Consider the following 24,821-nt stretch of genomic DNA (forward strand, 5'->3'; position numbering starts at 1 on the left):
GGGTGACGACGTGACGACGGCGAAGCCGGGCGAGGTGATGGCGACGATCCGGTCGCTGCTGCCGTCTTTGCTGCCCACCGAAAGGGCCGTCGCCCAGGTGCTGCTGAGCCGGTCGAACGAGATCGTCGAGCTGAGTTCGCAGCAAGTGGCGGACCTGGCTGGGGCGTCCCGTGCCACCGTCGTGCGCACCTGCCAGAGCCTCGGCTTCAGCGGGTATCAGCAGCTGCGCGTGCTGCTCGCCCGCGACGCCGGATACCAGCCGGCCGACGCGGCCTCGGCGCCTCCGGTCGCAGACGGCGCTGCGGGGATCGTGGCGGAGACGTTCAGGCACGTGCAGGCCAGCGTCAACGGCATGGTGGCGTTGCTCGACGACACGGAGGTCGCCCGTGCCGTCGACGCGCTCGCGTCAGCAGAACGGGTCGTCGTGGTGGGCAACGGCCTGTCTGCGCCGCTGGCACAGGATGCCGCCGCTCGCCTGACGAGCATCGGTCGCCCTGCTGAGGCCCCGATGGACGTGATCGGCCAGCAGATCACGGCGCGGCTCCTCGGCGGCGGCGATGCCGTGCTGCTGTTCAGCGGTAGCGGCGCCAACGCGAGTACGCAGCGCGTCGCGGAGGCAGCGGCCGCGGGAGGAGCGACGGTCATCGCCGTCACCGCGTTCGCGCGCAGTCCGCTCACCCAGGTGGCGAGCATCACGCTCGTCGTGACGATGCCCGATCTGACGTTCCGCGACGAGATCACGCTGACGTCGCGATTGCCGCAGGCCATCCTGGTCGAGGGACTGGTCGCGGCGCTCACGCACGCGCTCGGTGATCGCGCGCAACGGGCGAAGGCGCTGGCGCTCGACGCGATCAGCGACAACCTCGTGGAGTAGGTGCGGTGCTGATCCAGTTAAAAAGCACCGAAATACACTTTATTCGATAATATATCGACCATGAGTGCTGTGCGCGATCTCGCCGATCGGGGTGACGTCGACGAGTTGGTGTCGACGTTCTATCGCACGGTGTTCGACGACGAACTGCTGGGTCCGATTTTTACAGACGTCGCCCACATGAACCTCGAGCACCACCTGCCGATCATCGGCGACTTCTGGCAGACCGTGCTGTTCAACGCGGGTCTGTACCACCGAAACGCGCTGCAGCTGCACTTTCTGCTGCACGCGAAGCATCCGCTCGGCGACGAGCACTTCGAACGCTGGCTGCAGATCTGGACGGCCACGGTCGACGAGCGCTTCGCCGGGCCGGTGGCGGAACGGGCGAAGCTGCAGGCGACCAGGATCGCCGGATCGATGAGCCGACGGTTGCAGGGCAGATCCGGCTCGGAGTTCGAGACCATCGGGCCGCGATCGTGAAGCCGGACGATTCCGCTGCGGCCGCTGCATTGGCCTCGAACCCGCGCAAACGCGTGCTCGACGTGCTGAGCCGCGCCGGACATCCCCTCGACGCCGGCGCGGTCGCCGGTGCGCTGGGAGTGCACGTGACCACGGCGCGGTTCCACCTCGAGCAGCTCGAGGCATCCGGTCTCGTGGAGCGCCGAACGGCGCAGGAGCACCGCAAGGGTCGGCCGCGCCTGGTGTATTCCCCGGTGCCGTCGTTGCGCACGGCGGATGCCCGCGAGCAGCTCATCGACGTGCTCGTGCAGGTCGTCGGTGGCGAGCGCGCCGGAGATGAGAGTGTTGCGCGGGCATCCGTTGCGGCGGGGGAGCGCTGGGCCGACGCGCTGCACGATCGGGCGGATGCCGGTGGCGATCCGCTCGAGGAACTGGTCGATGTGCTCGACTCGCTCGGGTTCCAGCCGGAGCGCTCAAGCGGCGACGTTCTGATGCACGCCTGCCCGTTCCGCGAGGCCGCGAAGGAGCGCCCGGACGTCGTCTGCTCCGTTCACCGCGGGATGATCCGACGGCTGTTGGCGGAATCGCCGGACGGGCCGCGCGATGTGCGTCTGCTCCCGTTCGTCGAGCCGGATCTGTGCGTGATCTCCCTCGAACTCGATGCCGCTACGCACTGACCAGGCCGAGTACCCCGATCCAGACGAGGAGCGCGACCTTCACCACCTCGAGCGCGATATAGGCGAAGTGCAGGGTGTTGCGAGGCATCGCGTCGGCCGTGTCGCCTGCACGTACGCGCCGATCCATCAGAGGGCGCAGTAGCAACGCGCCCGCCGCGATGGCGACGAGCAGCGCGATCGCCAAGCCGAGCGACCAGGCCGACGCTTCGGCTCCCTGTGCCAGCACGGACCCGAGAAGTACGCAGGCGGCGAGACCTTCGACGGCGTTGAGAACACGGAACACGAGACGCCCGATGCCGACGCCGATGTCGACGGTGACGCCCGGAGCGCGGAACTTGATCGGCGCTTCGAGGAACGAGATGCCCAGCACCATCCCGAGCCACACGAAGGCGACGGCGATCTGCAGTCCGAGGGCGACTGTCATGACGTGCCTTTCCGCCGGGTGTCCAGGGAGAATAAAGTGGGTCTGAATCCTTTTTATCAGATGGCGAGATATCAGGAGGCGCGTGGTGAGCAATATGAGCAGGTTGACGCGACTACTCGGCGTGGAGGCGCCGATCGTGCTCGGACCCTTCGGCGGACTCTCGTCGGTGTCGCTCACCGCGGCGGTGAGCGAGCTCGGCGGCCTCGGGTCGTATGGGCTCTACGGGTACGACGCCGAGCGCATCCTGAAGACGGCGGATGCCCTGCGCGCAGCGACCTCGCGCCCCTTCGCGCTGAATCTGTGGCTTCCGACCGGCTCAGAGCGTGACGCGACCGACGAGGAGTACGCGCGCGCGGCCGAGGCCACGCGACCTCTCTTCGAACGCGTCGGTATGAGCGTGCCGCAGCGGCCGGAACGCTACCTGCCACCGTTCGAGGAGCAGCTCGACGCCGCGCTCGAGGCCCGGCCCGCGGTGCTGAGCTTCGTGTTCGGGGTGCCGGCCCGGAGCATCCTGGATACCGCGCACGCACGTGGGATCGTCGTGCTCGGCGCGGCGACGACGGTGGACGAGGCCGTCGCGCTCGCCGCGGGCGGAGTCGACGCCATCGTCGCGACCGGAGCCGAGTCGGCCGGACACCGGGTGTCGTTCCTCGAGCCGGCCTCGGACTCACTCGTCGGCACGTTCGCGCTCGTGCCCCAGGTACGGGATGCCGTCGACGTGCCGGTCATCGCTGCCGGCGGCATAGCAGACCGCCGCGGGGTGGCCGCAGCGTTCGCGCTCGGAGCGGACGGTGTTCAGGTGGGCACGGGGTTCCTGCGCACCAGGCAGTCGGCGGCGAGCGACGCCCATCGCGCCGCCATCTCCGGAACGCCCGCGCACGGCAGCGTGCTCACGACCGCGATGAGCGGAAGGCTCGCGCGCGGGGCGTCCAACCTCGCGGTGCGCACGATCGAGCAGTCGGGCGCCATCGCACCGTTCCCGGTGCAGAACTGGCTCACGGGCCGGTTCCGTGCCGAGGCCGGAGTGCGGGGCGACGGCGAGTTGCAGTCGCTCTGGCTCGGGCAGGCGAGCCGGCTCGCGCGATGGGATGACGCGGCATCCGTGTTCGAAGAGCTTGCGGCCGGGATTCCGTCCGACGACTGACCCCGGCAGCACCAGACCGGTGCGCCGGGCCCGCGGACGGCCCGGCGCACCGTCGACTCAGGAGCGGACCGCGAAGCCTCCTGTCCAGCCGATCTGCTCGCGCACGGCGAGCACCATCTGCAGGAAGCCGAGCGCCTCGAGCTCGCGAGCGCGCTTGAGCGAACCTGCGTCGGCGACCGCGAGCCCGGCTTCGGTCAGCACGCGGGCGAACACCGCTTTGGCGGCCTCGTCGTCACCGGCGACCACCACGGTGGTGGGAACATCGCCGATGGAGCCGGTTGCGAGGGTGCTCGCGAAGTTGGTGTTGAACGCCTTCAGCACCGCTGCGCCGGGCAGCTTGCCCTGAAGCTCGGCGGCAGCCGAGGAGTCGGCCGGAACCGTGAGGCCGTCGAACGTCGCGAAGTCGACCGGATTGGTCAGGTCGACGACGGTCTTGCCGTTCAGCTGGGCGCCGTAGGTGCTGACAACGTCGTCGAGCGCCGGGTAGGGCAGCGCAAGGATCACGATGTCGCCGGTCAGCGCGTCGCCGAAAGTGCTCGACGTTCCGCCGATCTGCTGGGCCAGTTCGTTCGCCTTGGCCGCGTCGCGCGCGATCACCTGGACGACATCTCCGCCCTTCGCCGCGATGGCAGCGATGGCTGCTCCCATGTTGCCTGTGCCGATCACCGTGATGCTGGTCATGTTGTTCTCCTGAAACTCTCGACCTGATCTAAACTTGTTGCAAGTGCAACTAATGCGATTCAACAAGTTGCCACTACAACTATTCCCGAATTCGTGAGGTGACTTTTTCATGGCGATGTCGGTCCCCCGCATGGACCCGCTCGAGTCGCGCGCGTGGCTCGCCCTCGTGACCACGTCAGAGCTGCTGCCCGCCGCGCTGGACGCACACCTGCGGGCGGAGGCGGGGATCACCCACTTCGAGTTCATGGTGCTGAGCGGACTCAAGCGCGCCAAGGCGAACACGATGCGCATGACCGACATCGCGGCCATGGTCGACTCGACGATGCCGAGGCTGTCGAAGGTGATCGGCAAGCTCGTGGAGCGCGGCCTGGTCGAACGCGAGGGCGGCGCGAGCGACGGGCGGGTGATCAACGTGCGGCTGACATCCGACGGCCGTAAGGTTTTGGTGCGTGCACTGCCAGGACACCTCGCCCAGGTGCGCGATCTGATCATCGACCGGCTCGACCGGGACCAGCTGGAGGCACTCGCCGACATCCTGGAGCCCCTCGTCGAACGGCTCGACCCCCAGCGCAACATGGGACAGCTGGCAGCCTCGCGCTCGTGACGGGCTCGGCCTACGCTGGCGGACATGGCCGATGAACGTTTCGACACGACCGTCTATCTGAACCGTCTCACGCGGGCAGCTGGACTGGTCGAACGGGCAGGGCTCGACGCTATCGTGGTCTCGCCCGGACCCGATCTGCTGTATCTGCTCGGGTCGCGGGCGAGCACGTTCGAGCGGCTGACCGCTCTGGTGATCCCGCGCGATGGCGATGCGTACGTCGTCGCGCCGCGCATGGAGCTCGCGGCGCTGCGAGCGTCGGCGATCGGTGACGCCGGGCTCGAGGTGCGCGACTGGGTGGACGGGCAGGACCCTTACGCGCTGGCTCTCAGTGGGCTGGGCGTCGTGCACCGGCTCGGGGTCTCCGAGGCGATGCCCGCTCTGCACTCCGTGCCTTTGACCGTGACGGCGGATGCCGGCATCGAGCTCGCCACACCCGTGCTGCGCACCCTGCGCATGGTGAAGGACGCCGCAGAGATCGCCGCGCTGCGCGAAGCGGGCGCCGCGATCGACCGCGTGCATGCGCGTGTCGCCGAATGGCTTCGGCCGGGCCGTACCGAGCGCGAGGTCGCGGCCGACATCGCCGACGCGATCGTCGAGGAGGGTCACGCCGAGGCCGACTTCGTGATCGTCGGCAGCGGTCCGAACGGTGCGGATCCGCATCACGAGGTGTCCGACCGCGTGATCGACGAGGGTGAGACGGTCGTCGTCGACATCGGAGGGCCGATCGCGCTCGGCTACAACTCCGACAGCACGCGCACCTACGCGACGGGGGAGGTGCGGGCGGACGTTCTGGAGGCGTATTCGGCGCTCGAGAGGGCACAGCGTGCCGCAGTCGAGTCTGTGCGCCCCGGCGTGACGGCCGAGTCTGTGGATGCCGCAGCTCGCGACGTGCTCGCTGCCGCCGGCCTCGCAGACCGGTTCATCCACCGCACCGGCCACGGCATCGGCCTGTCGGTGCACGAGGAGCCGTACATCGTGGCCGGCAACGGCACAGTGCTCGAGCCTGGCATGGCCTTCAGCGTCGAGCCCGGCATCTACTTCACGGGCGACTGGGGTGCGCGCATCGAAGACATCGTCGTCGTGACGGACGACGGCGTCAAGCCGCTCAATGTTCGGCCGCACGGCCTCACCGTGGTGTGAACACGACGAGCGGATGCCTACGGCACGAAGACGATCCGCTCGCCAGGCACGTCGGGTTCGTTCCAGACCCGCTCGACGTCGGACAGCGGGATGACCCGCGGCGAGAGCGCGACGGCCCCCGCCAACAACTCGTCGATCAGCGACGGCAGCTCCGCCAAGAAACCCCGCGGAGAAAGGGCGCCCTGACCGGAGCCCGACAGACGGAAGTTCGCCGACCGGAGCGCCACGGACGGCAGCTCGATCGTCGGGCCGGCCATTCCGCCGATCTCCACCCAGTCGAGCGCTCTGCCCTTGTCCTCGCGTGCGGTGAGGATGGCCATGATCGCTCGTGACGTGGGCTCACCCCACAGGTAGTCGACAGCGACGTCGATCTCGGACGCGGCGTCCGCGAGCGAGCGAGCGGTGGCATCCGTGTCGTCGGTCAGCTGCACGAGTTCGTCGGCCCCCAGGTCGGCGAGGGCGTCGAGGCGCGCCCTGCTGCGTCCCGCGGCGATCACCCTGCCCGCACCGAGCCGCTTGGCGAGTTGCACGGCGGCGGTGCCGGCGTTGCCGGTCGCCCCCAGGACGAGCACGCTCGAGCCCGGGGTCAGCGTGACGCGCTTGCGCAGTGCGACCCACGACGACATCGCGGGGTTCATGGCGGCGGCGATGAGCGGCACGTCGGCGTCACTCGGAAGCGGAATGCTCCTGCGTGCGTCGACCACGGCACGATCGGCCATGGTGCCGACGACGTCGTCGTCGGCGACGAAGTACACGAGCGATCCGTCGTCCCTGCGAGCGACACCATCGATGCCCGGCACCATCGGCAGCGTTCCGCTGCTCGTGTAGTGAGCGCCGGATGCCCCGGTGCGCACCCTGGGGTGCAGGCCCGCCGCCAGCACCTCGGCGAGTTGCTCATCGGCTCCCCGCGCCTCGGGGACGGGGAATTCGGAGTACTGCGGCGGCTGGTCGAATGCGGTGACGACCGCGGCGTTCATGGTGGTCATGATGATCTCTTCTCTCCGGCTTGCATCTGGTGATCGTCGTCGGGGCAGCTGGGTTTAGTTGGTGGCACGTACCAATCTAGTTGGTGTCACGAACTAAATCAAGTAGACTTCCGGCGTGACATCGGAGCGGGCAGTGGAGGGCGGGCGCCCATCGCGCCACGAGGGCGTGGCGCCACTCGACACGATGGACGCGCTGACGCAGCTCTCGTTCGTCGTGCACGCCATGCTGGAGCGAACGGCGGCCGAGCACGACATGAGCATCGTGCTCGCGCGCATGCTGGGCATCCTGCGCGACCGCCGCCCCACAGTGAACGAGCTCGCGCGACTGCTCGAGCTGGACAAGTCGAGCGTCTCCGGCCTTGTGGCGCGGGCAGAGCGACGCAACTTCGTGCAGCGCACTCCGTCGGCTGATGACCGTCGCTCGGTTCGGGTCTCCCTCACGGAAGAAGGGCGTCGCCTGACGACCGCGATCACGGCAGAGTTCGGCGCGGAGGTCGCCGCACTTCTGAGCGGGCTGACGCCGCGTGACGCCGACGCGCTCACCCGCATCGCCGGCACCGTCGTCCTCTCCTCGATGCATCGACACGGGATCGACCTGTCGCAGGTCCGCGAGTAGTCGCGGCCCGCGTGCGCGTAGGGTGCCCAGCATGACCGAGACGACGCTGTTCGAGGATGCCAATTGGCCGCGAGCGGGGCGCTGGCCGTCCGCCGACTCGCTCGGGGCATCCGAGCGGGCCGACGTGGGGGTGATCGGCGTTCCGACCTGGCGCACGTCGCTGTCGGCCACCGGTGGGCATGCCACCCCCGCCGCGGTGCGCACGGCGCTCCAGCGTTATGGAACGTTCGCGGCGGGCGTTTCGTGGCCGTCGGTCGTGGACTTCGGTGACGTCGTCGAGCCGGACGGTGACGGTGAGGCCGAGGCGATCGCTGCGGTGCGGCGGGCGGTATCCGCGTGCGGGCTGGTCATCGCACTCGGCGGCGACAACGCGCTGACGTACAGCGTCGCGCTCGGCGCGTACGGCGACTCGCTGGCGGATGCCGGACTGATCACGATCGATGCGCATCACGATCTGCGCGACGGCGTCTCGAACGGATCCGCGGTGCGGCGTCTGCTCGAGTCCGGGCTCGACGGCCGTCGCGTCGCGCAACTGGGCATCGCGGACTTCGCGAACTCCGAGTTCTACGATCGCAGGGCCTTCGATGCCGGCATCACGATCGTGCGGCGCGACGATTTCGAGGAGTGGACGATCGGCGACATCGCGAAGCAGGCACTGGACGTCGCAGGCTCAGCAGGCGGCCCGATTCACGTCGACGTCGACGTGGATGCCTGCGACCGCGCCGTCGCGCCCGCCTGCCCCGCATCGATCCCCGGTGGTCTCTCAGCCCACCAGCTGCGGCGCACGGTCCGACTGCTGGCGAGCGACCCCCGCGTCGTCTCGATCGACATCGCCGAGGTCGACGCGACACGGGATGCCCCCGACGGCCGCACCGTGCGCCTCGCCGGCCTCGTCGTGCTGGAGGCGATCGCGGGCTTCGCCTCGCGCTGATGGGCAATGCTCAGCCGCGGATGCGCCGCGCCAGCTCGGCAGCGGACGCCGCGATGCGCACGGCAGTCGATTCGACGTCGACGTCGCGCGCCGTGTCGAACGTGACGGCGACGGATGCCGCCGGCCACCCGACGTGGTCGGGCACGGCGACGGCGACGGACTTCAGGCCATCCGTCACGCTGGACTCCTCGAGCGCGTATCCGCGGTCCCTGGTCAGCCGCAGCGTCGCGCTCAGCTCCCTATAAGTCGAGACGCCGATGCCGGTGCGGGTCGTGAATGACGACCGGTCGGGGTAGAGCGCGCGCACCTGGGCGGCGGGCAGACCGGCGAGCATGGCCAGCCCCGACGCGGTGAGATGTGCGGGGAGCCGCACGCCGACATCCGTGACGAGGAACGGCCCGTGCGGCGCCCGCTCCTCGACGAGGTAGACGACGTCGCGCCCGAGCAGCACGGTGAGATGGCCGCTGAGCCCGAGGTCGTCGACCAGTCTGGCGACGACGGGGGCGCCGATGCGGGTGAGCGGCTGCTGCCTGCTGAAGCCGCTGGAGAGCTCGAACGCCGCCACGCCGAGCCCGTACTTCTTGACCTCGGGCAGCGGAACGACGAATCCGTGATCGGTGAGCGCCGTGAGCAGCTGGTACACGGTCGAGCGCGGCAGCGCGAGGCTGCGCGCGATCGTCGCAGCCGCAACGGGACCGCGCTGCTGCGACATCAGACGCAGGATGCGCAGTGTCGCGTCGGCTGCAGGGGCCTTGCCGGGCATCCGCTCATGCTACGCCGGTGAATGACGCGTTGTCCGGTATCCCGGACGACGATCGTCGGTACCCCGTGCCGTCACGGCCGGGAAAGACGTGCAATGGATGCATGACCATCACCACCACCGCGGAGATCGTCGTCGGCGTCGGCCCCCTGTCGATCGCCGACGTCGTCGCCGTTGCCCGGCACGGCGCCCGCATCGCTCTCGATCCGGATGCCGTCGCCAGGGTCTCCGACACCCGCAGCGTGATCGAGGCGCTCGCCGACGATCCAGAGCCGCACTACGGCATCTCGACGGGCTTCGGGGCACTTGCCACCACCTACATCGAGCGGTCGGACCGCGAGCAGCTTCAGCTCAGCCTGATCCGCTCGCATGCCGCGGGATCCGGTCCGGAGGTCGAGCGGGAGGTGGTGCGGGGGCTCATGCTGCTGCGCCTGAGCACGCTGATGACCGGTCGCACGGGCGTGCGCGCGAGCACGGCGCAGGCCTACGCCGATGTGCTCAACGCAGGTATCACGCCGATCGTGCGCGAGTACGGCTCGCTCGGCTGTTCCGGTGACCTGGCGCCGCTCGCGCACTGTGCGCTCGCGCTGCTCGGCGAGGGCGACGTGCGCGATGCCGACGGCCTCGTGAAGCCGGCGGCGGAGGCGCTCGCTGCCGCAGGCATCCGCCCGATCGCGCTCGCGGAGAAGGAGGGCCTCGCCCTCATCAACGGAACCGACGGCATGCTCGGCATGCTGGCGATGGGCATCACCGACCTCGACGTGCTCTACCGGGTGGCCGACATCACCGCCGCGATGAGTGTCGAAGCGCTGCTCGGAACGGATGCCGTCTTCGCCGCCGATCTGCAGGCACTGCGTCCGCAGACCGGCCAGGCGGCATCCGCCGCGAACCTCCGAACCCTGCTGGGCGGTTCGCCCATCGTGAAGAGCCACGCGGGCCCGGAGGATCCGACGGTTCAGGATGCCTACTCGCTGCGTTGCTCCCCGCAGGTCGCCGGTGCGGGACGCGACACGGTCGAGCACGCGAGGTCCGTCGCCGAACGCGAGCTCGCCTCTGCGGTCGACAACCCGGTGGTCACGCTCGACGGGCGCGTGGTCTCCAACGGCAACTTCCACGGCGCACCGGTCGGATACGTGCTCGACTTCCTCGCGATCGCCGTTGCGGATGCCGCGAGCATCGCCGAGCGTCGCATCGACCGCCACCTGGACGTCTCACGCAGCAAGGGTCTGTCGGCCTTCCTTGCCGACCGTGCCGGCGTGGACTCGGGACTCATGATCGCGCAGTACACCGCGGCGGGGATCGTGAGCGAGTTGAAGCGGCTGGCGGTGCCGGCATCCGTCGACTCGATTCCCTCCAGTGCGATGCAGGAGGATCACGTCTCGATGGGCTGGGCCGCGGCGCGCAAGCTGCGTCGCGCCGTCGACGGGCTGACTCGCGTTCTCGCCATCGAGCTGCTCACGGCAGCCAGGTCGCTCGATCTGCGAGCACCGCTCACGCCCGGTGCGGCGACAGGGGCTGCTCGCGACGCGCTGCGCACCCGCGTGGCGGGACCTGGGCCCGATCGAGCGCTCTCGCCGGAGATCGAGGCCGCTGTCGAGTTGGTGGCAGATGGGAGCATCCTCACCGCCGTCGAGAACGTCACGGGGCCTCTGCGATGACCGTGGAGCCGTCCCGCGAAAACGTCCTTCCCCCGAAAACAGGCAGGATCGCGCTCTCCGCGCGAGAACAGGCAGGTTCTGCCTGTCTCGGCGAGGTTTGCCTGTTCTCGGGCGAGCTGCAGACCCGAGCTGCAGACCCGAGCCGCAGAACTGAGACGCGTTGAGAAGGAGCACTGAGATGAACGACCGACTCCCCATTCATGCACCGCACGGCACCAGGTTGCGCGCCAAGTCGTGGCAGACCGAGGCCCCGCTGCGCATGCTGATGAACAACCTCGATCCCGATGTCGCCGAGCGGCCGGAGGACCTCGTCGTCTACGGCGGAACCGGTCGTGCGGCGCGCAGTTGGGAAGCATACGACGCCATTGTGCGCACGCTGACGACGTTGGATGCCGACGAGACGCTGCTCGTGCAATCCGGCAAGCCGGTTGGAGTGTTCCGCACTCACGAGTGGGCGCCCCGCGTGCTCATCGCCAACTCCAACCTCGTGCCTGACTGGGCGACGTGGCCCGAGTTCCGCAAGCTCGAGGCCGCCGGGCTCACGATGTACGGACAGATGACCGCCGGCTCGTGGATCTACATCGGCAGCCAGGGCATTCTGCAGGGCACCTACGAGACGTTCGCCGCTGTTGCAGACAAGAGGTTCCGCGGCTCGCTCGCCGGCACACTCACCCTGACCGGCGGATGCGGCGGAATGGGCGGCGCGCAGCCCCTCGCCGTGACCATGAACGACGGAGCTGTGCTCGTCGTCGACGTCGACCGCGCACGCTTGCAGCGTCGTGTCGATCACGGCTATCTCGACGAACTCACCGATGATCTCGACGACGCCGTGACCCATGCGCTGGTCGCTCGGCAGGCAGGGCAGGCGCACTCCATCGGACTCGTCGGCAATGCGGCGACGGTGTTCCCCGAGCTGCTGAGACGCGGTGTTCCGATCGACATCGTCACCGACCAGACCAGTGCGCACGACCCGCTCAGTTATCTGCCAGAGGGCGTCTCCGTCGAGGAGTGGCACGACGCAGCGAAGGCGGACCCCGAGGGGTTCACGGCGAAGGCGCGGGCATCCATGGCGAAGCAGGTCGAGGCCATGGTCGGGTTCCTGGATGCCGGTGCCGAGGTCTTCGACTACGGCAACTCGATCCGTGCCGAGGCGCACGTGGGCGGCTACGACCGCGCGTTCGCGTTCCCCGGGTTCGTGCCAGCGCACATCCGGCCGCTGTTCGAGGAGGGGAAGGGACCGTTCAGGTGGGTGGCGTTGTCGGGTGACCCGAACGACATCGCTGTCACAGACAAGGCGATCCTCGAACTCTTCCCCGACGACGAGAAGCTGCACCGTTGGATCACGAAGGCCTCCGAGAAGGTGCACTTCGAGGGGCTGCCGGCTCGCATCTGCTGGCTCGGCTACAAGGAACGTCACCTCGCTGGTCTGCGCTTCAACGAACTCGTCGCCTCAGGTGAGCTCTCGGCGCCGATCGTGATCGGTCGTGACCATCTCGACTCAGGCTCTGTCGCTTCGCCGTATCGAGAGACCGAAGGCATGAAGGACGGGTCGGATGCCATCGCAGACTGGCCGCTGCTGAACGCGCTGCTGAACACGGCGTCGGGTGCGACCTGGGTATCGATCCACCACGGCGGCGGCGTCGGCATCGGGCGTTCCATCCACGCCGGCCAGGTCGTGGTGGCGGACGGCACAGCCCTTGCGGAGCAGAAGATCGAGCGTGTTCTGACCAACGACCCCGGCACCGGCGTGATGCGGCACGTCGATGCGGGTTACGAACGCGCCGCGCAGGTTGCACGCGAACGCGGACTTCGCGTCCCCATGCTTGAGGAATGAGGATGATTCGACGGTCATGAGCACGCTGTTCCTGCACGGCATCGGCTTGCTCGTCACGAACGATCCGGCCACTCGCGGCGCTCGCGAAGGCGACCCGCTCGGTGCCGTGCGCGATGCCGCGCTGATCGCCCGCGACGGCGAGATCGTGTGGGTCGGACCGCAGGCCGACGCGGCGCCACAGGTCGCCAGGCTTCTGCAGGGCGATGTCGAGCGGGTGGATGCCGGTGGCCGCGCGGTCATCCCCGGTTTCGTCGACAGCCACACCCACCTCGCGTTCGCCGGGGATCGCGCCGACGAGTTCGTCGCCCGCATGGCGGGGGATCGGTACGCGGCCGGAGGCATCCTGCGCACGGTCGAGGCGACGCGGAACGCGAGCGACGAGCAGCTTCGTTCCACCTTGCAGCGTTTCGAACGGGAACTGGCCTCGCAGGGGACGACGACGTTCGAGGTGAAGACCGGGTACGGCCTTGACGTGGAGGACGAGGAACGGCTCGCCCGGCTCGCCCGCGAGGTGACCGACGAGGTCACGTTCCTCGGTGCCCACGTCGTGCCGCCGGAGTATGCGGACGATCGCAACGCGTACGTCGACCTGGTGGTCGGCCCGATGCTGGATGCCTGTGCCGAGCACACGCGATGGATCGACGTGTTCTGCGAGGAGGGCGCGTTCACGGTGGACGAGGCCGAGCGCATTCTGAAGGCGGGGCTGGCGCGCGGGTTGGGGGCACGCATCCATGCCGGGCAGCTCGGCGAGGGAGACGGCGTGCGGCTTGCGGTCGAACTCGACGCGGCGAGCGTCGATCACGCCACCTATCTCTCCGGCGACGACATCGCGGCGCTCGCCGGCTCGAACACGGTGTGCACGCTGCTGCCGGGCGTCGAGTTCTCGACGAGGCATACGTACCCTGATGCCCGTGCCCTGCTGACCGCCGGTGTCACGCTCGCCCTCGCGAGCGATTGCAACCCGGGTTCGTGTTTCACCTCGTCGATGCCGTTCGTCATCGCGCTGGCCGTGCGTGAGCTGGGCATGACGCCGGACGAGGCGCTCTGGGCCGCCACTGCAGGCGGCGCGGCCGCGCTGCGGCGCGACGATATCGGATGCCTGTCGCCAGGCGCCAGCGCTGACCTCGTGCTGCTCGACGCACCCAGCCACGTCTACCTCGCGTACCGCCCGGGCGTTCCGCTCGTGCTACGTGTGTGGAAGCACGGGGTTGAGCTGCGCGTGCACTGAACGCCTCGTGCCCGCGTGAGCAGGGTTCATCAGAGCGGGCGTGCGTCTCCCACGTACCGCGCCGCGAGCGCGTCCGACTCCCTGGCGAGCACCGTGACATCCGCGCCCACCAGAATGAAGGCGGCGCCGGCCGCAAGGTAAGCATCCGCCGTCGCCGGGTCGAACGCATTCACGCCGACCGGTTTGCCCGCCTCTCGCACAGCCTCGAAGGCGCGCAGCACGGCGGCGACGACATCCGGGTGCGTCTGCTGGCCCAGCAAGCCCATCGACGCTGCGAGGTCGGACGGGCCGACGAACACGCCGTCGACGCCGTCGACCGCGGCGATCTCGCCTGCCGCGGCGACGGCATCCGTCGTCTCGACCTGCACGAAGAGCGAGACGTGCTCGTCGGCGTCGTCGAGGTAGCCGGCGACGCGGTTCCAGCGCGCCGAGCGCGACAGGGCGGACCCGACGCCGCGTCGGCCTCTCGGGGGATACCGCACAGCCTCGACCGCTGCCATCGCCTCGTCGGCGGACGACACCATCGGCACCAAAAGGTTCTGGGCGCCGAGGTCGAGCACCTGCTTGATGATCACGGTGTCGTTCACCGGTACGCGCACCACCGGCGTCGTCTGGTGCGCGGCGACCGCGTGCAGTTGAGCGAGCACGCGCTCCAGTCCGTTGGGTACGTGCTCCATGTCGATCAACAGCCAGTCAAGACCAGCGCCCGCGCAGATCTCGGCGACCAGCGGGCTCGCCGTGCACACCCACATGCCTGCCAGGGGGCGGGATGCCGCGCGCAGTGCGTCCCGAAACGTCGGGTTCAGTTGAATCGGCACGTGATCGTTCCCATCTCTCGGTAGTCGCAGAACACGGTGTCGCCCCTGGACACCCACATCGGCCTGGTGAAGGAACCGGCGAGGATGATCTCGCCCGCTTCGAGACGTGCCCCGTGCTGGTGCAGTTTGTTCGCGAGCCAGGCCACGCCCGTCGCCGGATGGTTCAGCACGGCGGCCGCGACGCCGGACTCCTCGATCGTCTCGTTGCGATAGAGCAGCGCGGAGACCCAGCGCAGGTCGACGGCATCCGGTGCCGTGGGATTCCCGCCGAGAACGATGCCGCCGTAGGCGGCGTTGTCGCTGATGGTGTCGACGATCGTTCGCCCCTCCAACTCGATGTGCGAGTTGAGGATCTCCAAGGCGGGCGTGACGTATTCGGTGGCGCGCAGCACGTCGAACAGAGTGCAGTGCGGACCCTCGAGCGGGCGGTTCAGCACGAAGGCCAGCTCGACCTCGATGCGCACGTTCGAGAAGTCGTCGAACGGGACCACGGCGCCGGTCTGCCAGACGGTGTCGTCGAACATGACGCCGTAGTCGGGTTCCGTGATGCCGGTGGCTTGTTGCATCGCCCTCGAGGTCAGGCCGATCTTGCGTCCGACGAGTCGGCGCCCGGCCGCCAGGTTCGCATCGCGCCATATGCCCTGAATGGCATACGAGTCCTCGATCGTGGCATCCGGATGCCTGGCCGTGATCCGCGGAATGACGCTTTTCGTGCGTCCTGCCTCGGCGAGCTCCTCGGCGAGCCCCGTTATGACGTCATCGTCGAGCATCCGTGTCTCCTTCATCACTGGCAGATCCTCTTCCGGTCGCAGAATGTGGGGAAAATCCGCCGTTTTGAGCCCACTTTGTGCGACCTGAACCGGGGTAGCGGCGGAGTAGTGGCGGGCGGCAACTACAGCTGGTGTCCCAGCTTGTACTCGCCCTGCTTCCATTCGGGCATCGACTCCTCGCCTTCGTCCGGTCGGGTGTACGAGAAGCCGTCGGCGCCGATGGTGACCGCGAGTTCGCTGGCCTCGGTGCGCGCCACCACGGGCTGCGGGTTGCCGTCGAGATCGAGCACGAGCGAGGCATCCGTGTACCAGCTCGGCACGACGGGGTTGCCCCACCAGTCGCGGCGCTGGTTGTCGTGCACGTCCCAGGTGACCACCGGGTTGTCGGGGTCGCCCGTGTAGTAGTCCTGCGTGTAGATCTCCACCCGGTGGCCGTCGGGGTCGCGCAGGTAGAGGTAGAACGCGTTCGAGACGCCGTGGCGTCCTGGTCCGCGCTCGATGCAGTCCGAGCGCCGCAGGGCGCCGAGCTTGTCGCAGATGGCGAGGATGTTGTGCTTCTCGTGCGTGGAGAACGCCACGTGGTGCATCCGCGGTCCGTCTCCGCCCGTCATCGCGGTGTCGTGCACGGTGGGTTTGCGACGCAGCCACGACGCATACACGGTGCCCTCTTCGTCCTGGATGTCTTCGGTCACCCTGAACCCGAGGTCCTGCATGAATTTCGTGGCGCGCGGCACGTCCGGCGTGACCTGGTTGAAGTGGTCGAGCCGCACCAGCGAGCCGGGCGTGTAGAGGTCGTACCGCCAGGCCAGGCGCTCGACGTGCTCGACATCGTGGAAGAACTCGTAGGGGAATCCGAGCGGATCGGTGACGCGCACCGAGTCGCCGACGCCCTTCGTGAAGCCGTCGGCTCGACGCTCGACGCGGCATCCGAGCTCGGAGAAGAACGCGACGGCTCTGTCGAGGTCCTCCGGTGCGCGCACGCGGTAGGAGAACGCCGCAGCGGCGGCGACCGCACCCTTGCGCAGCACGAGGTTGTGGTGGATGAACTCCTCCAGCGAGCGCAGGTAGACGGTGTTCTCGTCCTCTTCGGTCACTGTCAGGCCGAGCACGTCGACGTAGAACTCGCGTGAGCGCTTCAGGTCGGTGACGACGAGCTCCACGTAGGCGCAGCGCAGGATGTCCGGCGCCGGCGCTGTCGGCGTCGCGACCGGATTGTCGGTGGCGATGGGCGCCTCCTGCGACACGTAGAACCCGGAGGAGGTGAGGGTCATGTCCTTGCGTCTGGTCATCTCAGCGTCCTTGCTGGTTCACTGCTTGCCGAAGGTGGGGTTCGCGGTCGGGCCGAGCGTGATGTGCACGGCCTGCTGGTCGGTGTAGAAGTCGATCGAGCGATAGCCGCCCTCGTGTCCAAGGCCGGATGCCTTCACGCCGCCGAACGGAGTGCGCAGGTCGCGCACGTTGTTGGAGTTCAGCCACACCATGCCCGCTTCGATCGCCTGGGCGAAGTTGTGTGCTCGCTTCAGGTCGTTCGTCCACACGTAGGCGGCGAGTCCGTACTTGACGCCGTTCGCCAGCGCGAGCGCCTCCTCGTCGGTGTCGAAAGGAGTGATCGCGACGACCGGGCCGAAGATCTCCTCCTGGAAGATGCGGGCATCCGGCTTCACGTCGGCGAAGACCGTCGGGGCGACGAAGTTGCCTGTCTCGAATCCCTGGGGACGTCCGCCTCCGGCCACCAACCGTCCCTCGGTCTTTCCGAGCTCGATATAACTCATCACCTTCGCGAAGTGCTCTGGATGCACGAGCGCGCCGACCTCGGTCGACGCGTCGTGCGGGTATCCGACCTTCACGCGCCTGGCTTGTGCCGCGTATCGCTCGACGAACTCGTCGTACACCGGCCGCTCGACCAGAATGCGGCTGCCGGCCGTGCAGCGCTCGCCGTTGAGCGAGAACACGCCGAAGATCGTCGCGTCGATCGCGGCATCCAGGTCCGCGTCCGCGAACACGACGGCCGGCGACTTGCCGCCGAGTTCCATCGACAGCCCCTTCAAGAACGGCGCCGCGTTCGCGAAGATGAGCTGGCCGGTGCTCGACTCGCCCGTGAACGAGATGAGCGGAACATCCGGATGCTTGACCAACGCGTCACCGGCATCCTCACCCAACCCGTTGACGAGGTTGAACACCCCCTTCGGCAGCCCGGCTTCCTCGAAGATGCCCGCCCAGAGGGATGCCGACAGCGGCGTGAACTCCGCCGGCTTCAGTACCACGGTGTTCCCGGTCGCGAGCGCCGGGCCGAGCTTCCACGATTCGAGCATGAACGGTGTGTTCCACGGCGTGATGAGCCCTGCGACGCCGATCGGCTTGCGGTTCACGTAGTTCATCTGACGCCCGGGAACCTTGAACGCGTCGTCCGCCTGGGCGACGATCAGGTCGGCGAAGAACCTGAAGTTCTCGGCAGCGCGACGGGCTTGTCCGAGCGCCTGCGTGATCGGCAGACCGGTGTCGAACGTCTCGAGCTCGGCGAGGCGGGCATCCCGCGACTCCACGATGTCCGCGACGCTGTGCAGCACGCGGGAACGCTCACGGGGGAGCATCCGCGGCCATGGACCTTCCGTGAAGGCGCGCCGTGCTGCGGCGACGGCGCGGTCGATGTCGGCCTTTCTGCCGGCCGCCGCCTGCACGTACGTCTCGTTCGTGACGGGGTCGAGCACATCGAAGGTGTCGCCGTCCGCCGAGTCGACGAACTCTCCGTCGATGTAATGGCGGATGCGTTCCGGCAGCCCGTCCGGCACGCGGCCGGATGCGAGCGCCGTTTCGGTCTCGCTCATGCTTCCTCCAGGTGGTCGTGGTGGCGGGCGGCGACGAACAAGTTCATGGTGCGCCAACGGTGGTTTCGTGCGGCCAGCTCGATCTCCAGGGCCGGGGCATCCTGTTCGATGAGCCGCAGGATGTCTTCGTGTTCCTCGACGGAATGCTCTGCGCGCTCCGGGATGACCGCGAACGTCGAGTCGCGTACGTCGGGCAGGCGCCGCCAACCGCGGTGCACGAGGTCGAGGATGTGCGGATTCGGGCAATGCTCGAACAGGATGGCGTGGAACTGGTGGTTGAGCCGGGTGAACTCGTTCGGATCGAAGTGGTCGAGCAGCCGCTGCAACCGCTTGTTCACGGCGCGCGCCTCGGCCAGCACGTCGGGCGTCAGCAGCGGTGCGGCGAGCGAGATCGCGGAGCCCTCGACCAGCCCGAGCGTCTGCATCGTGTAGACGTACTCCGACTCGTCCGGCACGGCCACCCGCGCCCCGACGTTGTGCTCGAACGTGACGTAGCCCTCCGCCTCGAGGCGACGGATCGCCTCGCGTACCGGCACGACGCTCATCTCCAGTTCCTCGGCGATGGCTCCGAGCACGAGCCGGTAGCCGGGAGAGTAGAGACGACGCACGATGCGGTCGTGAACATGGTCGTAGGCGCGCTGCGACTTGCTCTCGGTCTGAACCGCCGTTTCGGTCCGTGTCGGCACGTCGGTCATGATTCGTTCTCGCCGGCGTCGCGCTGCTCGTACTTCGCTCGCCACTGCGCGTTCATCGGGAACAGGCCGTCGAGCGGATGCCCGAGCGCGACCTGCTGCGCGATGTAGGCATCCTCGTCTTCCTGCGCCAGCGCCGCGTCGACGATCTCTTCCGCGAGGGCGGCGGGGATGACCAGCACACCGTCGGCGTCGCCGACGATGACGTCGCCCGGCTGCACCGTTGCGCCACCGCACGCGATCGTGAGGTCGTCATCCCACGCGACGTGACGACGTCCGAGCACGGCAGGATGCACACCGCCGGCGAACACGGGAAGGCCCACCGCTGCGACGGCATCGGCGTCCCGCACCGCCCCATCGGTGACGATGCCGGCAGCACCCGCAGCGTTCGCACGGAGCGCCAGGATGTCGCCGAGAGTGCCGGCCGCGATGTCCCCTCGCGCCTCGATGACGATGACGTCGCCGGGCTGCACCCCGTCGAACGCACGCTTCTGTGCGTTGTAGCCGCCGCCGTGCGAGACGAAAAGATCCTCGCGATTCGGCACGAAACGCAGCGTCTTGGCCGTGCCGACCAGCTTCGTCTCCGGGTGCAGTGGCCGCAGCCCATCGATCGACACGTTGTTCAACCCACGCTTGCGCAACTGCGACGACAGGCCGGCGGTCGGGGCCTTCTCGAGTTTCGACCGCAGCTCTGGCGAGAGAGTAGATGTCGTCGCACGCAACCCTGCGGCCTCACGCGATCCCCACGCATCCTCGCGCTGCTGATCGTCGGCGGCGGGCAGCGAGCCGAGCTCGGCGTCGAAGCCGCGCTCACCCTGCACCACGGTGGTGACGAGCCGGCCGGAGCTCGGTGCGCCTGCGGCATTCGGTGCGTCGACTTCCACCTCGACGACGTCACCGGGAACGACGACCGACGACCCGGCGGGGGTACCCGTCAAGATGACGTCACCCGGCTCGAGCGTGAAGTGCTGCGAGAGGTCGGCCACGAACTGGGCTAGGGGGAAGAGCAGTCCTGCGCTGGTGTCGCTCTGCACGAGTTCGTCGTTGACCCAGGTGCGCAGTCGGAGAGCGGCAGGGTCGACAGCGCGGGCGTCGATCAGGCGCGTGCCGATCGGCGTGTAGCCGTCGCCGCCCTTCGAGCGCAGGTTCGATCCCTTGTCGTTCGCGCGCAGGTCGTACAGACCGAAGTCATCCGCAGCGGTGACCCACGCAACGTGGTTCCAGGCATCCTCGAGCGTCACCCGGCGAGCTGCGGTGCCGATGACGAGCGCGATCTCGCCCTCGAACGCGAGCAGCTCGGTGCCGAGCGGCCGTTCGATGGTGCTGCCGGACGCCGCCACCGAGCTGGACGGCTTGAAGAAGTAGGACGGCGCTGCCGGCCGTCGACGTCGCTGATCGGCACGCGATGCGTAGCTGAGGTGAACGGCGACGATCTTGCCGGGACGAGTGGGGAGCGCGGCGAAGCGGACATCCGTGCTGGTGTGCAGGTCGTCTCCGTTGTCTGCCATGCCGTTGTCTGCCATGCCGAGCTCCTTCGCTGTCAAATGGTATCTCAAATCGTATATCATCAGGGTGGACGTCGCCAACGATGCCCGGGCGCAAGGAGGCACCCCTATGCAGTTCCACCACAACGGCTACGTGTCGGGAGATCCGCGAGTGCTGCCGGCGGTCGGCACCGGCATCGATCGGCCGGCGGACCTTCCCGACGAGATGGACGTTCTCGTCGTCGGTACCGGTCCTGCCGGTCTCGTGGCCGCCGCCCAGCTCTCCCGGTTCCCCGGTGTGAACACCCGCATCGTCGATCGTCGGCCGGGACGCCTCGAGATCGGCCAGGCCGACGGCATCCAGGCGCGCAGCGTCGAGACGTTCCAGGCGTTCGGGTTCGCGGAACGCATCATCGCCGAGGCGTACCGCATCACCGAGATGGCGTTCTGGAAGCCTGACCCGTCCGATCCTTCGCGTATCGTGCGCGCTGCCGTCGCTCCCGACGACCCGACAGGGATCAGCGAGTTCCCGCACCTGCTCGTGAACCAGGCGCGCGTGCTCGACTATTTCGCCGAGTTCATGGCGAACGCCCCGACGCGCATGCACCCGGATTACGGGTGGGAGTTCCGCGGTCTCGAGATCGGCGAGGGGGAGTTCCCCGTCGAGGTGAGCCTGGTGCGCACCGACGGGCCGGATGCCGGCACCGAGCGCATCGTCCACGCGAAATACGTCGTCGGAGGCGACGGTGCCCGCTCTTCCGTGCGCGATGCGATCGGCGCCGTGCACCTCGGCGCCCAGTCGAACCACGCGTGGGGCGTGATGGACGTGCTCGCCGTGACGGACTTCCCCGACATCCGCACCAAGTGCTCGATCCAGTCCGAGGCGGGCAACATCCTGCTGATCCCGCGTGAGGGCGGCTACCTGTTCCGCATGTACGTCGACCTCGGTGAGGTGCCAGAGGACGACAAGGGTTCGGTGCGTGCCACGACGCTCGAGCAGATCATCGCCAGGGCGAACGAGATTCTGCATCCCTACTCGCTTGACGTGCGCAACGTCGCCTGGCACAGCGTGTACGAGGTCGGGCATCGGCTGACAGACCGGTTCGACGACGTTCCCGTCGAAGAGATCGGCGAGCGGATGCCCCGGGTCTTCATCGCGGGCGACGCCTGCCACACCCACAGCGCGAAGGCCGGGCAGGGCATGAACGTCTCGATGCAGGACGGCTGGAACATCGGCTGGAAACTCGGGCACGTGTTGGCAGGCCTCAGCCCGCAGAGCCTGCTCGCGACGTATTCGGCCGAACGGCACGTGATCGCCCAGAACCTCATCGACTTCGACCGGGAGTGGTCGACGCTCATGGCGACGAAGCCCGAAGATCTCGACGATCCAACCGAGCTCGAGGACTTCTACGTCGCGACCGCCGAGTTCCCGGCCGGCTTCATGACCCAGTACCAGCCATCGATGATCGTGACGGATGCCTCGCATCAGCAGCTCGCCGGCGGATACCCGATCGGCAAGCGCTTCAAGTCCGCCATGGTGTCACGGGTGTCGGACGGCAACCCTGTACAGCTCGGACATCACGCCAGTGCCGACGGCCGCTGGCGCGTGTACGTGTTCGCCGACGAGGGCGGGCAGGGCGAGGCATCCAGCGTCGCGTCGTGGGCGCGGTGGATGGCCGAATCCGCCGAGTCGCCCGTCGTGCGATTCACGCCGGCCGGTGCCGAACTCGACGCGGTGTTCGACGTGAAGGTGATCTACCAGCAGCCGCATGGCGAACTCGACACGATCGCGTCGCCTGAGATCTTTCTTCCGCGCACCGCGAAGTTCGGGCTCGTCGACTACGAGAAGGTCTACGCGGCCCTCCCGGACGATGACGTCTTCGACGCACGCGGGATCGACCGCGGCGGGGTGGTCGTGGTGGTGCGTCCCGACCAGTACGTGTCAACGGTGCTGCCGCTGTCGGCGACCGACGAACTGGCTGCCTTCTTCGAGGGCGCCATGCTGCCGTCCCCGCCGGCCGAGTAGCGGACCCTAGGAGTTCGCTCGGATGATCTCCTGCTGGTACGGCGCGATCACGGCGGGCGAGACCCGGCAGTCCAGCAGCAGGAAGCGGCGGGTCGAGGCATCCTCGCGCGCCCACGTTGCCAGGCGGTCGAGGTCGGCGAGGTCGCGCACGACGACCCCCTCGGCTCCGACCGCGGTCGCAAGGCCGGCGAAGTCGACCTCGGGAATGAGCATCGGCGCCTTCGCGAGCCCCTTGAGGCCGTAGAGGTTGACCTCGGCGGCATAGGCTCCGTCGTTCCAGACCACGGCCATGCCGTGCCCGCCCGCGACGCGCACCGCCGTCTCGAGATCGGCGAGCGCCATCAGCCCGCCGCCGTCGCCCGTCGTGAGCACGATCGTCGAGCCGGGTCGTGCCATGGCGGCGCCGGCGACCGAGGGGAACCCGAGCCCGATCGACTGGTACGCGGTTCCGACCATGATCATGCGGTCGGGCGACGCCACCGGCCAGTACATGTTCGCCCAGCCGATGAAGTGGCCGCCGTCCGAGACGACCACGCGGTCCTCCGGAAGCCACTCGGCGATGCTTGCGGCGACGGAGCGTGGGTCGAGCCTGCCATCCGGAGCGACACTTTCGCCGGCATCCCGGGCGATCAGGGCGGCGCGGTCGATGCTCTCGCGCCATTCGCTCGGCTCGGCTCGCAGGCGGTCGAGCTCCGCGACGAGTTCGCCGGCCACCACCGCGGCGTCCCCGCGAATGTACCCACCGACGTTCGGATGCGTCGCAGCAGGCGCCATGTCGACCTGCACCACGCGGGTGCCCGGCGCGAACAGCTCGCCGAACCGCATGGTGAATTGACTGAGGGATGCCCCGAACACGACGGCGACGTCGGCCTGCCTCACCAGGTCCATCGCTCCCTCCGCACCGAAACCGCCGGTGACGCCGAGGTCGTATCGCTCGTCGGGGAAGACCCCGCGTCCGAGCGCTGTGGCGGCGGTGACGGCACCCGTGGCGTCGGCGAGTGCGCCGAGCGCATCGCCTGCACCCGCAAGCCACGCGCCGCGGCCTGCGAGCAGGAACGGACGTTCGGCACCCGCGAGCGCCAGCGCCAGATCGGCGACCGCTGCGGCCGCGAACGGCCCGACCGGGGTCAGCGGCGCAGGCAACGTCGGCAACGGCGCTTCGGGAACGGGCCCCGCGTCGACCTGGGCGACGTCGTACGGGATGGCGAGCACGGTCGGCACCCGGTACGCGAGTGCGTGCTCGACGGCGATGGCCGTGGTGGCGGCGGCATCCGCTCGACCGACGGTATAGGTGCGGGCGCCGACCGCTGAGGCGAGGGCGATCTGGTCGACGTCCCAGGGGCGCGGGCCCGACGTCGGTTCATCGCCCACCACCAGGATGAGCGGCACGTGCGCCTGCACCGCCTCGGCCAGCGCAGTCAGGGTGTTCGTGAAGCCGGCTCCGTAGGTCGTGGTGGCGGCGGCGAGGCGTCCGGAGGCGCGGAAGTGGGCATCCGCCGCTACGACGCCGCCCGCCTCGTGCCGCACAGCCGAGTACACGGCGTCGGTCTCACGCTCGAGGGCGTCGAGGAAGTAGGCGTTGCCGTTGCCCATCACGCCGAAGACATGGTCGAGATGGCGGGCGAGCGTGACGGCGACGTGTGCAGAGACGGTGGGCATGCGAAGACCTTTCGAGACGCTGACGGTGCTGATGCCGTATGTGTCTCGCCGACGAGCGGCTACGTACCCCTTTTGCGAGCACCGGCGGCGTACGCCGGACGCCACGATCCTACTGGCGATCGAGGGGCGCGCTCTCAGTCCTTCTCTTCGTGCTTCAGCGCAACACCGAGGGCCAGCAGCGCCGCGACCCATTCGCCGATGAAGAGGCCCCAGCGATCGGACTGCGCACGCTCGTCCTTCTTGATGCGCGAGACGATCCAGCTCAGAAAGACCAGGCCGACCGAGACGAACGCCGCAAGGTAGGCGTGCTCGCTCCTGATGCCCCAGCCGTACAGGGTCTTGATCGGGTTGCCGCCCAGTTCGACGACCTCGTTGCGCTTGCTCATCGCTGTCCCCACTCCCGCATCGCAGTCCATCGGTCAGCCTACGCTGGCGCATCGCGCAGCCATACCCCCGTTCCGCACCCCTGCTCCACCCGACGGATGCCGCTGAAACGGCCTTGCTTCACGGGCATCCGTGGCCGCTCCGCATAGG

At 68.6% G+C, this 24,821-nt stretch carries 24 protein-coding genes; 12 read left to right on the forward strand and 12 right to left on the reverse strand.

The annotated features are described in order from the left end of the window. Window positions 1-10: 10 nt before the first annotated feature. Genes MJ603_RS05520 through MJ603_RS05530 form a run of 3 tightly spaced genes read left to right on the forward strand, consistent with a single transcriptional unit; the run spans window position 11 to window position 2,007 of the window. Complete coding sequence (locus MJ603_RS05520; RefSeq protein WP_243062639.1) at window positions 11-874, forward strand: MurR/RpiR family transcriptional regulator; 864 nt, start codon at window positions 11-13, stop codon at window positions 872-874. A 60-nt stretch (window positions 875-934) separates the two neighbouring features. Continuing rightward, window positions 935-1,351 (forward strand): group III truncated hemoglobin, encoded by a 417-nt coding sequence (locus tag MJ603_RS05525; protein WP_243062640.1) that lies wholly within the window; start codon window positions 935-937, stop codon window positions 1,349-1,351. Further along, complete coding sequence (locus MJ603_RS05530) at window positions 1,348-2,007, forward strand: metalloregulator ArsR/SmtB family transcription factor (RefSeq protein WP_243062641.1); 660 nt, start codon at window positions 1,348-1,350, stop codon at window positions 2,005-2,007. The genes MJ603_RS05525 and MJ603_RS05530 overlap by 4 nt, the downstream gene beginning before the upstream one ends. On the opposite strand, the gene MJ603_RS05535 is transcribed toward MJ603_RS05530, so the two are convergent. Then, complete coding sequence (locus MJ603_RS05535; RefSeq protein WP_243062642.1) at window positions 1,997-2,431, reverse strand: hypothetical protein; 435 nt, start codon at window positions 2,429-2,431, stop codon at window positions 1,997-1,999. The genes MJ603_RS05530 and MJ603_RS05535 overlap by 11 nt on opposite strands. Before the next feature lie 94 nt (window positions 2,432-2,525). Here MJ603_RS05535 and MJ603_RS05540 point away from each other — a divergent pair, with 94 nt between their 5' ends. Next, the gene (locus MJ603_RS05540; RefSeq protein WP_243062643.1) at window positions 2,526-3,575 is read left to right on the forward strand and encodes a nitronate monooxygenase family protein; all 1,050 of its coding nucleotides are present in this window, start codon (window positions 2,526-2,528) and stop codon (window positions 3,573-3,575) included. Between the two features lie 57 nt (window positions 3,576-3,632). Here the strand turns inward: MJ603_RS05540 and MJ603_RS05545 are convergent, their stop codons facing one another. Continuing rightward, a complete protein-coding gene (locus MJ603_RS05545; RefSeq protein ID WP_308220569.1) occupies window positions 3,633-4,388 on the reverse strand; it encodes an NADPH-dependent F420 reductase in 756 nt (251 codons plus the stop codon). Between MJ603_RS05545 and MJ603_RS05550 the strand changes: the two genes are divergently transcribed. Both MJ603_RS05550 and MJ603_RS05555 read left to right on the forward strand, forming a co-directional pair. Continuing rightward, entirely contained in the window at window positions 4,366-4,860 is a 495-nt protein-coding gene (locus MJ603_RS05550; protein ID WP_243062645.1) for a MarR family winged helix-turn-helix transcriptional regulator, read from the forward strand. The genes MJ603_RS05545 and MJ603_RS05550 overlap by 23 nt on opposite strands. Before the next feature lie 24 nt (window positions 4,861-4,884). Beyond that, window positions 4,885-6,000 carry a Xaa-Pro peptidase family protein gene (locus MJ603_RS05555; RefSeq protein WP_243062646.1) on the forward strand — a complete coding sequence of 372 codons (1,116 nt, stop codon included), beginning with the start codon at window positions 4,885-4,887 and terminating at the stop codon, window positions 5,998-6,000. 17 nt (window positions 6,001-6,017) lie between these two features. Here the strand turns inward: MJ603_RS05555 and MJ603_RS05560 are convergent, their stop codons facing one another. Then, a complete protein-coding gene (locus MJ603_RS05560) occupies window positions 6,018-6,986 on the reverse strand; it encodes a zinc-binding alcohol dehydrogenase family protein (protein ID WP_243062647.1) in 969 nt (322 codons plus the stop codon). 115 nt (window positions 6,987-7,101) lie between these two features. Between MJ603_RS05560 and MJ603_RS05565 the strand changes: the two genes are divergently transcribed. Both MJ603_RS05565 and MJ603_RS05570 read left to right on the forward strand, forming a co-directional pair. Then, window positions 7,102-7,602 carry a MarR family winged helix-turn-helix transcriptional regulator gene (locus MJ603_RS05565; RefSeq protein ID WP_243062648.1) on the forward strand — a complete coding sequence of 167 codons (501 nt, stop codon included), beginning with the start codon at window positions 7,102-7,104 and terminating at the stop codon, window positions 7,600-7,602. A 31-nt stretch (window positions 7,603-7,633) separates the two neighbouring features. After that, window positions 7,634-8,533 (forward strand): arginase family protein, encoded by a 900-nt coding sequence (locus tag MJ603_RS05570; RefSeq protein WP_243062649.1) that lies wholly within the window; start codon window positions 7,634-7,636, stop codon window positions 8,531-8,533. A gap of 10 nt (window positions 8,534-8,543) precedes the next feature. Here MJ603_RS05570 and MJ603_RS05575 read toward each other — a convergent pair whose 3' ends face one another. Beyond that, window positions 8,544-9,296 (reverse strand): IclR family transcriptional regulator, encoded by a 753-nt coding sequence (locus MJ603_RS05575; protein ID WP_243062650.1) that lies wholly within the window; start codon window positions 9,294-9,296, stop codon window positions 8,544-8,546. Window positions 9,297-9,397: 101 nt separating this feature from the next. On the opposite strand from MJ603_RS05575, the gene hutH reads away from it, so the two are divergent. The 3 genes from hutH to hutI all read left to right on the forward strand — a co-directional run bounded on the left by hutH (window position 9,398) and on the right by hutI (window position 14,013). Further along, complete coding sequence (gene hutH / locus MJ603_RS05580) at window positions 9,398-10,951, forward strand: histidine ammonia-lyase (RefSeq protein WP_243062651.1); 1,554 nt, start codon at window positions 9,398-9,400, stop codon at window positions 10,949-10,951. Between the two features lie 178 nt (window positions 10,952-11,129). Further along, window positions 11,130-12,785 carry a urocanate hydratase gene (gene hutU, locus MJ603_RS05585; RefSeq protein WP_243062652.1) on the forward strand — a complete coding sequence of 552 codons (1,656 nt, stop codon included), beginning with the start codon at window positions 11,130-11,132 and terminating at the stop codon, window positions 12,783-12,785. A 16-nt stretch (window positions 12,786-12,801) separates the two neighbouring features. Then, window positions 12,802-14,013, forward strand: a complete 1,212-nt coding sequence (gene hutI / locus MJ603_RS05590; RefSeq protein ID WP_243062653.1) for an imidazolonepropionase — start codon at window positions 12,802-12,804, stop codon at window positions 14,011-14,013. A 29-nt stretch (window positions 14,014-14,042) separates the two neighbouring features. On the opposite strand, the gene MJ603_RS05595 is transcribed toward hutI, so the two are convergent. From MJ603_RS05595 to MJ603_RS05620, 6 genes are all read right to left on the reverse strand, one after another. Beyond that, the gene (locus MJ603_RS05595; protein WP_243062654.1) at window positions 14,043-14,831 is read right to left on the reverse strand and encodes an aldolase/citrate lyase family protein; all 789 of its coding nucleotides are present in this window, start codon (window positions 14,829-14,831) and stop codon (window positions 14,043-14,045) included. Beyond that, window positions 14,816-15,601, reverse strand: coding sequence for a 2-oxo-hept-4-ene-1,7-dioate hydratase (gene hpaH, locus MJ603_RS05600; RefSeq protein WP_243062655.1), 786 nt, complete (start codon window positions 15,599-15,601; stop codon window positions 14,816-14,818). The genes MJ603_RS05595 and hpaH overlap by 16 nt, the downstream gene beginning before the upstream one ends. 122 nt (window positions 15,602-15,723) lie before the next feature. Next, complete coding sequence (gene hpaD / locus MJ603_RS05605) at window positions 15,724-16,890, reverse strand: 3,4-dihydroxyphenylacetate 2,3-dioxygenase (RefSeq protein WP_243062656.1); 1,167 nt, start codon at window positions 16,888-16,890, stop codon at window positions 15,724-15,726. A gap of 18 nt (window positions 16,891-16,908) precedes the next feature. Next, a complete protein-coding gene (gene hpaE / locus MJ603_RS05610) occupies window positions 16,909-18,426 on the reverse strand; it encodes a 5-carboxymethyl-2-hydroxymuconate semialdehyde dehydrogenase (protein WP_243062657.1) in 1,518 nt (505 codons plus the stop codon). Continuing rightward, complete coding sequence (locus MJ603_RS05615; protein WP_243062658.1) at window positions 18,423-19,121, reverse strand: GntR family transcriptional regulator; 699 nt, start codon at window positions 19,119-19,121, stop codon at window positions 18,423-18,425. The genes hpaE and MJ603_RS05615 overlap by 4 nt, the downstream gene beginning before the upstream one ends. Further along, window positions 19,118-20,626, reverse strand: a complete 1,509-nt coding sequence (locus tag MJ603_RS05620) for a fumarylacetoacetate hydrolase family protein (RefSeq protein WP_243062741.1) — start codon at window positions 20,624-20,626, stop codon at window positions 19,118-19,120. The genes MJ603_RS05615 and MJ603_RS05620 overlap by 4 nt, the downstream gene beginning before the upstream one ends. A gap of 106 nt (window positions 20,627-20,732) precedes the next feature. Between MJ603_RS05620 and MJ603_RS05625 the strand changes: the two genes are divergently transcribed. Beyond that, window positions 20,733-22,628 carry an FAD-binding monooxygenase gene (locus MJ603_RS05625; RefSeq protein ID WP_243062659.1) on the forward strand — a complete coding sequence of 632 codons (1,896 nt, stop codon included), beginning with the start codon at window positions 20,733-20,735 and terminating at the stop codon, window positions 22,626-22,628. A gap of 6 nt (window positions 22,629-22,634) precedes the next feature. Here the strand turns inward: MJ603_RS05625 and MJ603_RS05630 are convergent, their stop codons facing one another. Further along, window positions 22,635-24,287, reverse strand: coding sequence for a thiamine pyrophosphate-binding protein (locus MJ603_RS05630; protein ID WP_243062660.1), 1,653 nt, complete (start codon window positions 24,285-24,287; stop codon window positions 22,635-22,637). 134 nt (window positions 24,288-24,421) lie between these two features. After that, a complete protein-coding gene (locus MJ603_RS05635) occupies window positions 24,422-24,673 on the reverse strand; it encodes a hypothetical protein (protein WP_243062661.1) in 252 nt (83 codons plus the stop codon). Window positions 24,674-24,821 lie beyond the last annotated feature (148 nt).

The organism is Humibacter sp. RRB41 (assembly GCF_022761015.1).
In the GTDB taxonomy this organism is placed as follows: domain Bacteria; phylum Actinomycetota; class Actinomycetes; order Actinomycetales; family Microbacteriaceae; genus Humibacter.

Bases quoted from the DNA above. Each gene is read 5' to 3' on its own strand.
- MJ603_RS05525 (WP_243062640.1), top strand. From the start codon at position 935: ATGAGTGCTGTGCGCGATCTCGCCGATCGGGGTGACGTCGACGAGTTG.
- MJ603_RS05535 (WP_243062642.1), bottom strand. From the start codon at position 2,431: ATGACAGTCGCCCTCGGACTGCAGATCGCCGTCGCCTTCGTGTGGCTC.
- MJ603_RS05540 (WP_243062643.1), top strand. From the start codon at position 2,526: ATGAGCAGGTTGACGCGACTACTCGGCGTGGAGGCGCCGATCGTGCTC.
- MJ603_RS05550 (WP_243062645.1), top strand. From the start codon at position 4,366: ATGGCGATGTCGGTCCCCCGCATGGACCCGCTCGAGTCGCGCGCGTGG.
- MJ603_RS05545 (WP_308220569.1), bottom strand. From the start codon at position 4,388: ATGCGGGGGACCGACATCGCCATGAAAAAGTCACCTCACGAATTCGGG.
- MJ603_RS05555 (WP_243062646.1), top strand. From the start codon at position 4,885: ATGGCCGATGAACGTTTCGACACGACCGTCTATCTGAACCGTCTCACG.
- MJ603_RS05560 (WP_243062647.1), bottom strand. From the start codon at position 6,986: ATGACCACCATGAACGCCGCGGTCGTCACCGCATTCGACCAGCCGCCG.
- MJ603_RS05570 (WP_243062649.1), top strand. From the start codon at position 7,634: ATGACCGAGACGACGCTGTTCGAGGATGCCAATTGGCCGCGAGCGGGG.
- MJ603_RS05575 (WP_243062650.1), bottom strand. From the start codon at position 9,296: ATGCCCGGCAAGGCCCCTGCAGCCGACGCGACACTGCGCATCCTGCGT.
- hutH (WP_243062651.1), top strand. From the start codon at position 9,398: ATGACCATCACCACCACCGCGGAGATCGTCGTCGGCGTCGGCCCCCTG.
- hutU (WP_243062652.1), top strand. From the start codon at position 11,130: ATGAACGACCGACTCCCCATTCATGCACCGCACGGCACCAGGTTGCGC.
- hutI (WP_243062653.1), top strand. From the start codon at position 12,802: ATGAGCACGCTGTTCCTGCACGGCATCGGCTTGCTCGTCACGAACGAT.
- hpaH (WP_243062655.1), bottom strand. From the start codon at position 15,601: ATGCTCGACGATGACGTCATAACGGGGCTCGCCGAGGAGCTCGCCGAG.
- hpaD (WP_243062656.1), bottom strand. From the start codon at position 16,890: ATGACCAGACGCAAGGACATGACCCTCACCTCCTCCGGGTTCTACGTG.
- hpaE (WP_243062657.1), bottom strand. From the start codon at position 18,426: ATGAGCGAGACCGAAACGGCGCTCGCATCCGGCCGCGTGCCGGACGGG.
- MJ603_RS05615 (WP_243062658.1), bottom strand. From the start codon at position 19,121: ATGACCGACGTGCCGACACGGACCGAAACGGCGGTTCAGACCGAGAGC.
- MJ603_RS05620 (WP_243062741.1), bottom strand. From the start codon at position 20,626: ATGGCAGACAACGGAGACGACCTGCACACCAGCACGGATGTCCGCTTC.
- MJ603_RS05625 (WP_243062659.1), top strand. From the start codon at position 20,733: ATGCAGTTCCACCACAACGGCTACGTGTCGGGAGATCCGCGAGTGCTG.
- MJ603_RS05630 (WP_243062660.1), bottom strand. From the start codon at position 24,287: ATGCCCACCGTCTCTGCACACGTCGCCGTCACGCTCGCCCGCCATCTC.
- MJ603_RS05635 (WP_243062661.1), bottom strand. From the start codon at position 24,673: ATGAGCAAGCGCAACGAGGTCGTCGAACTGGGCGGCAACCCGATCAAG.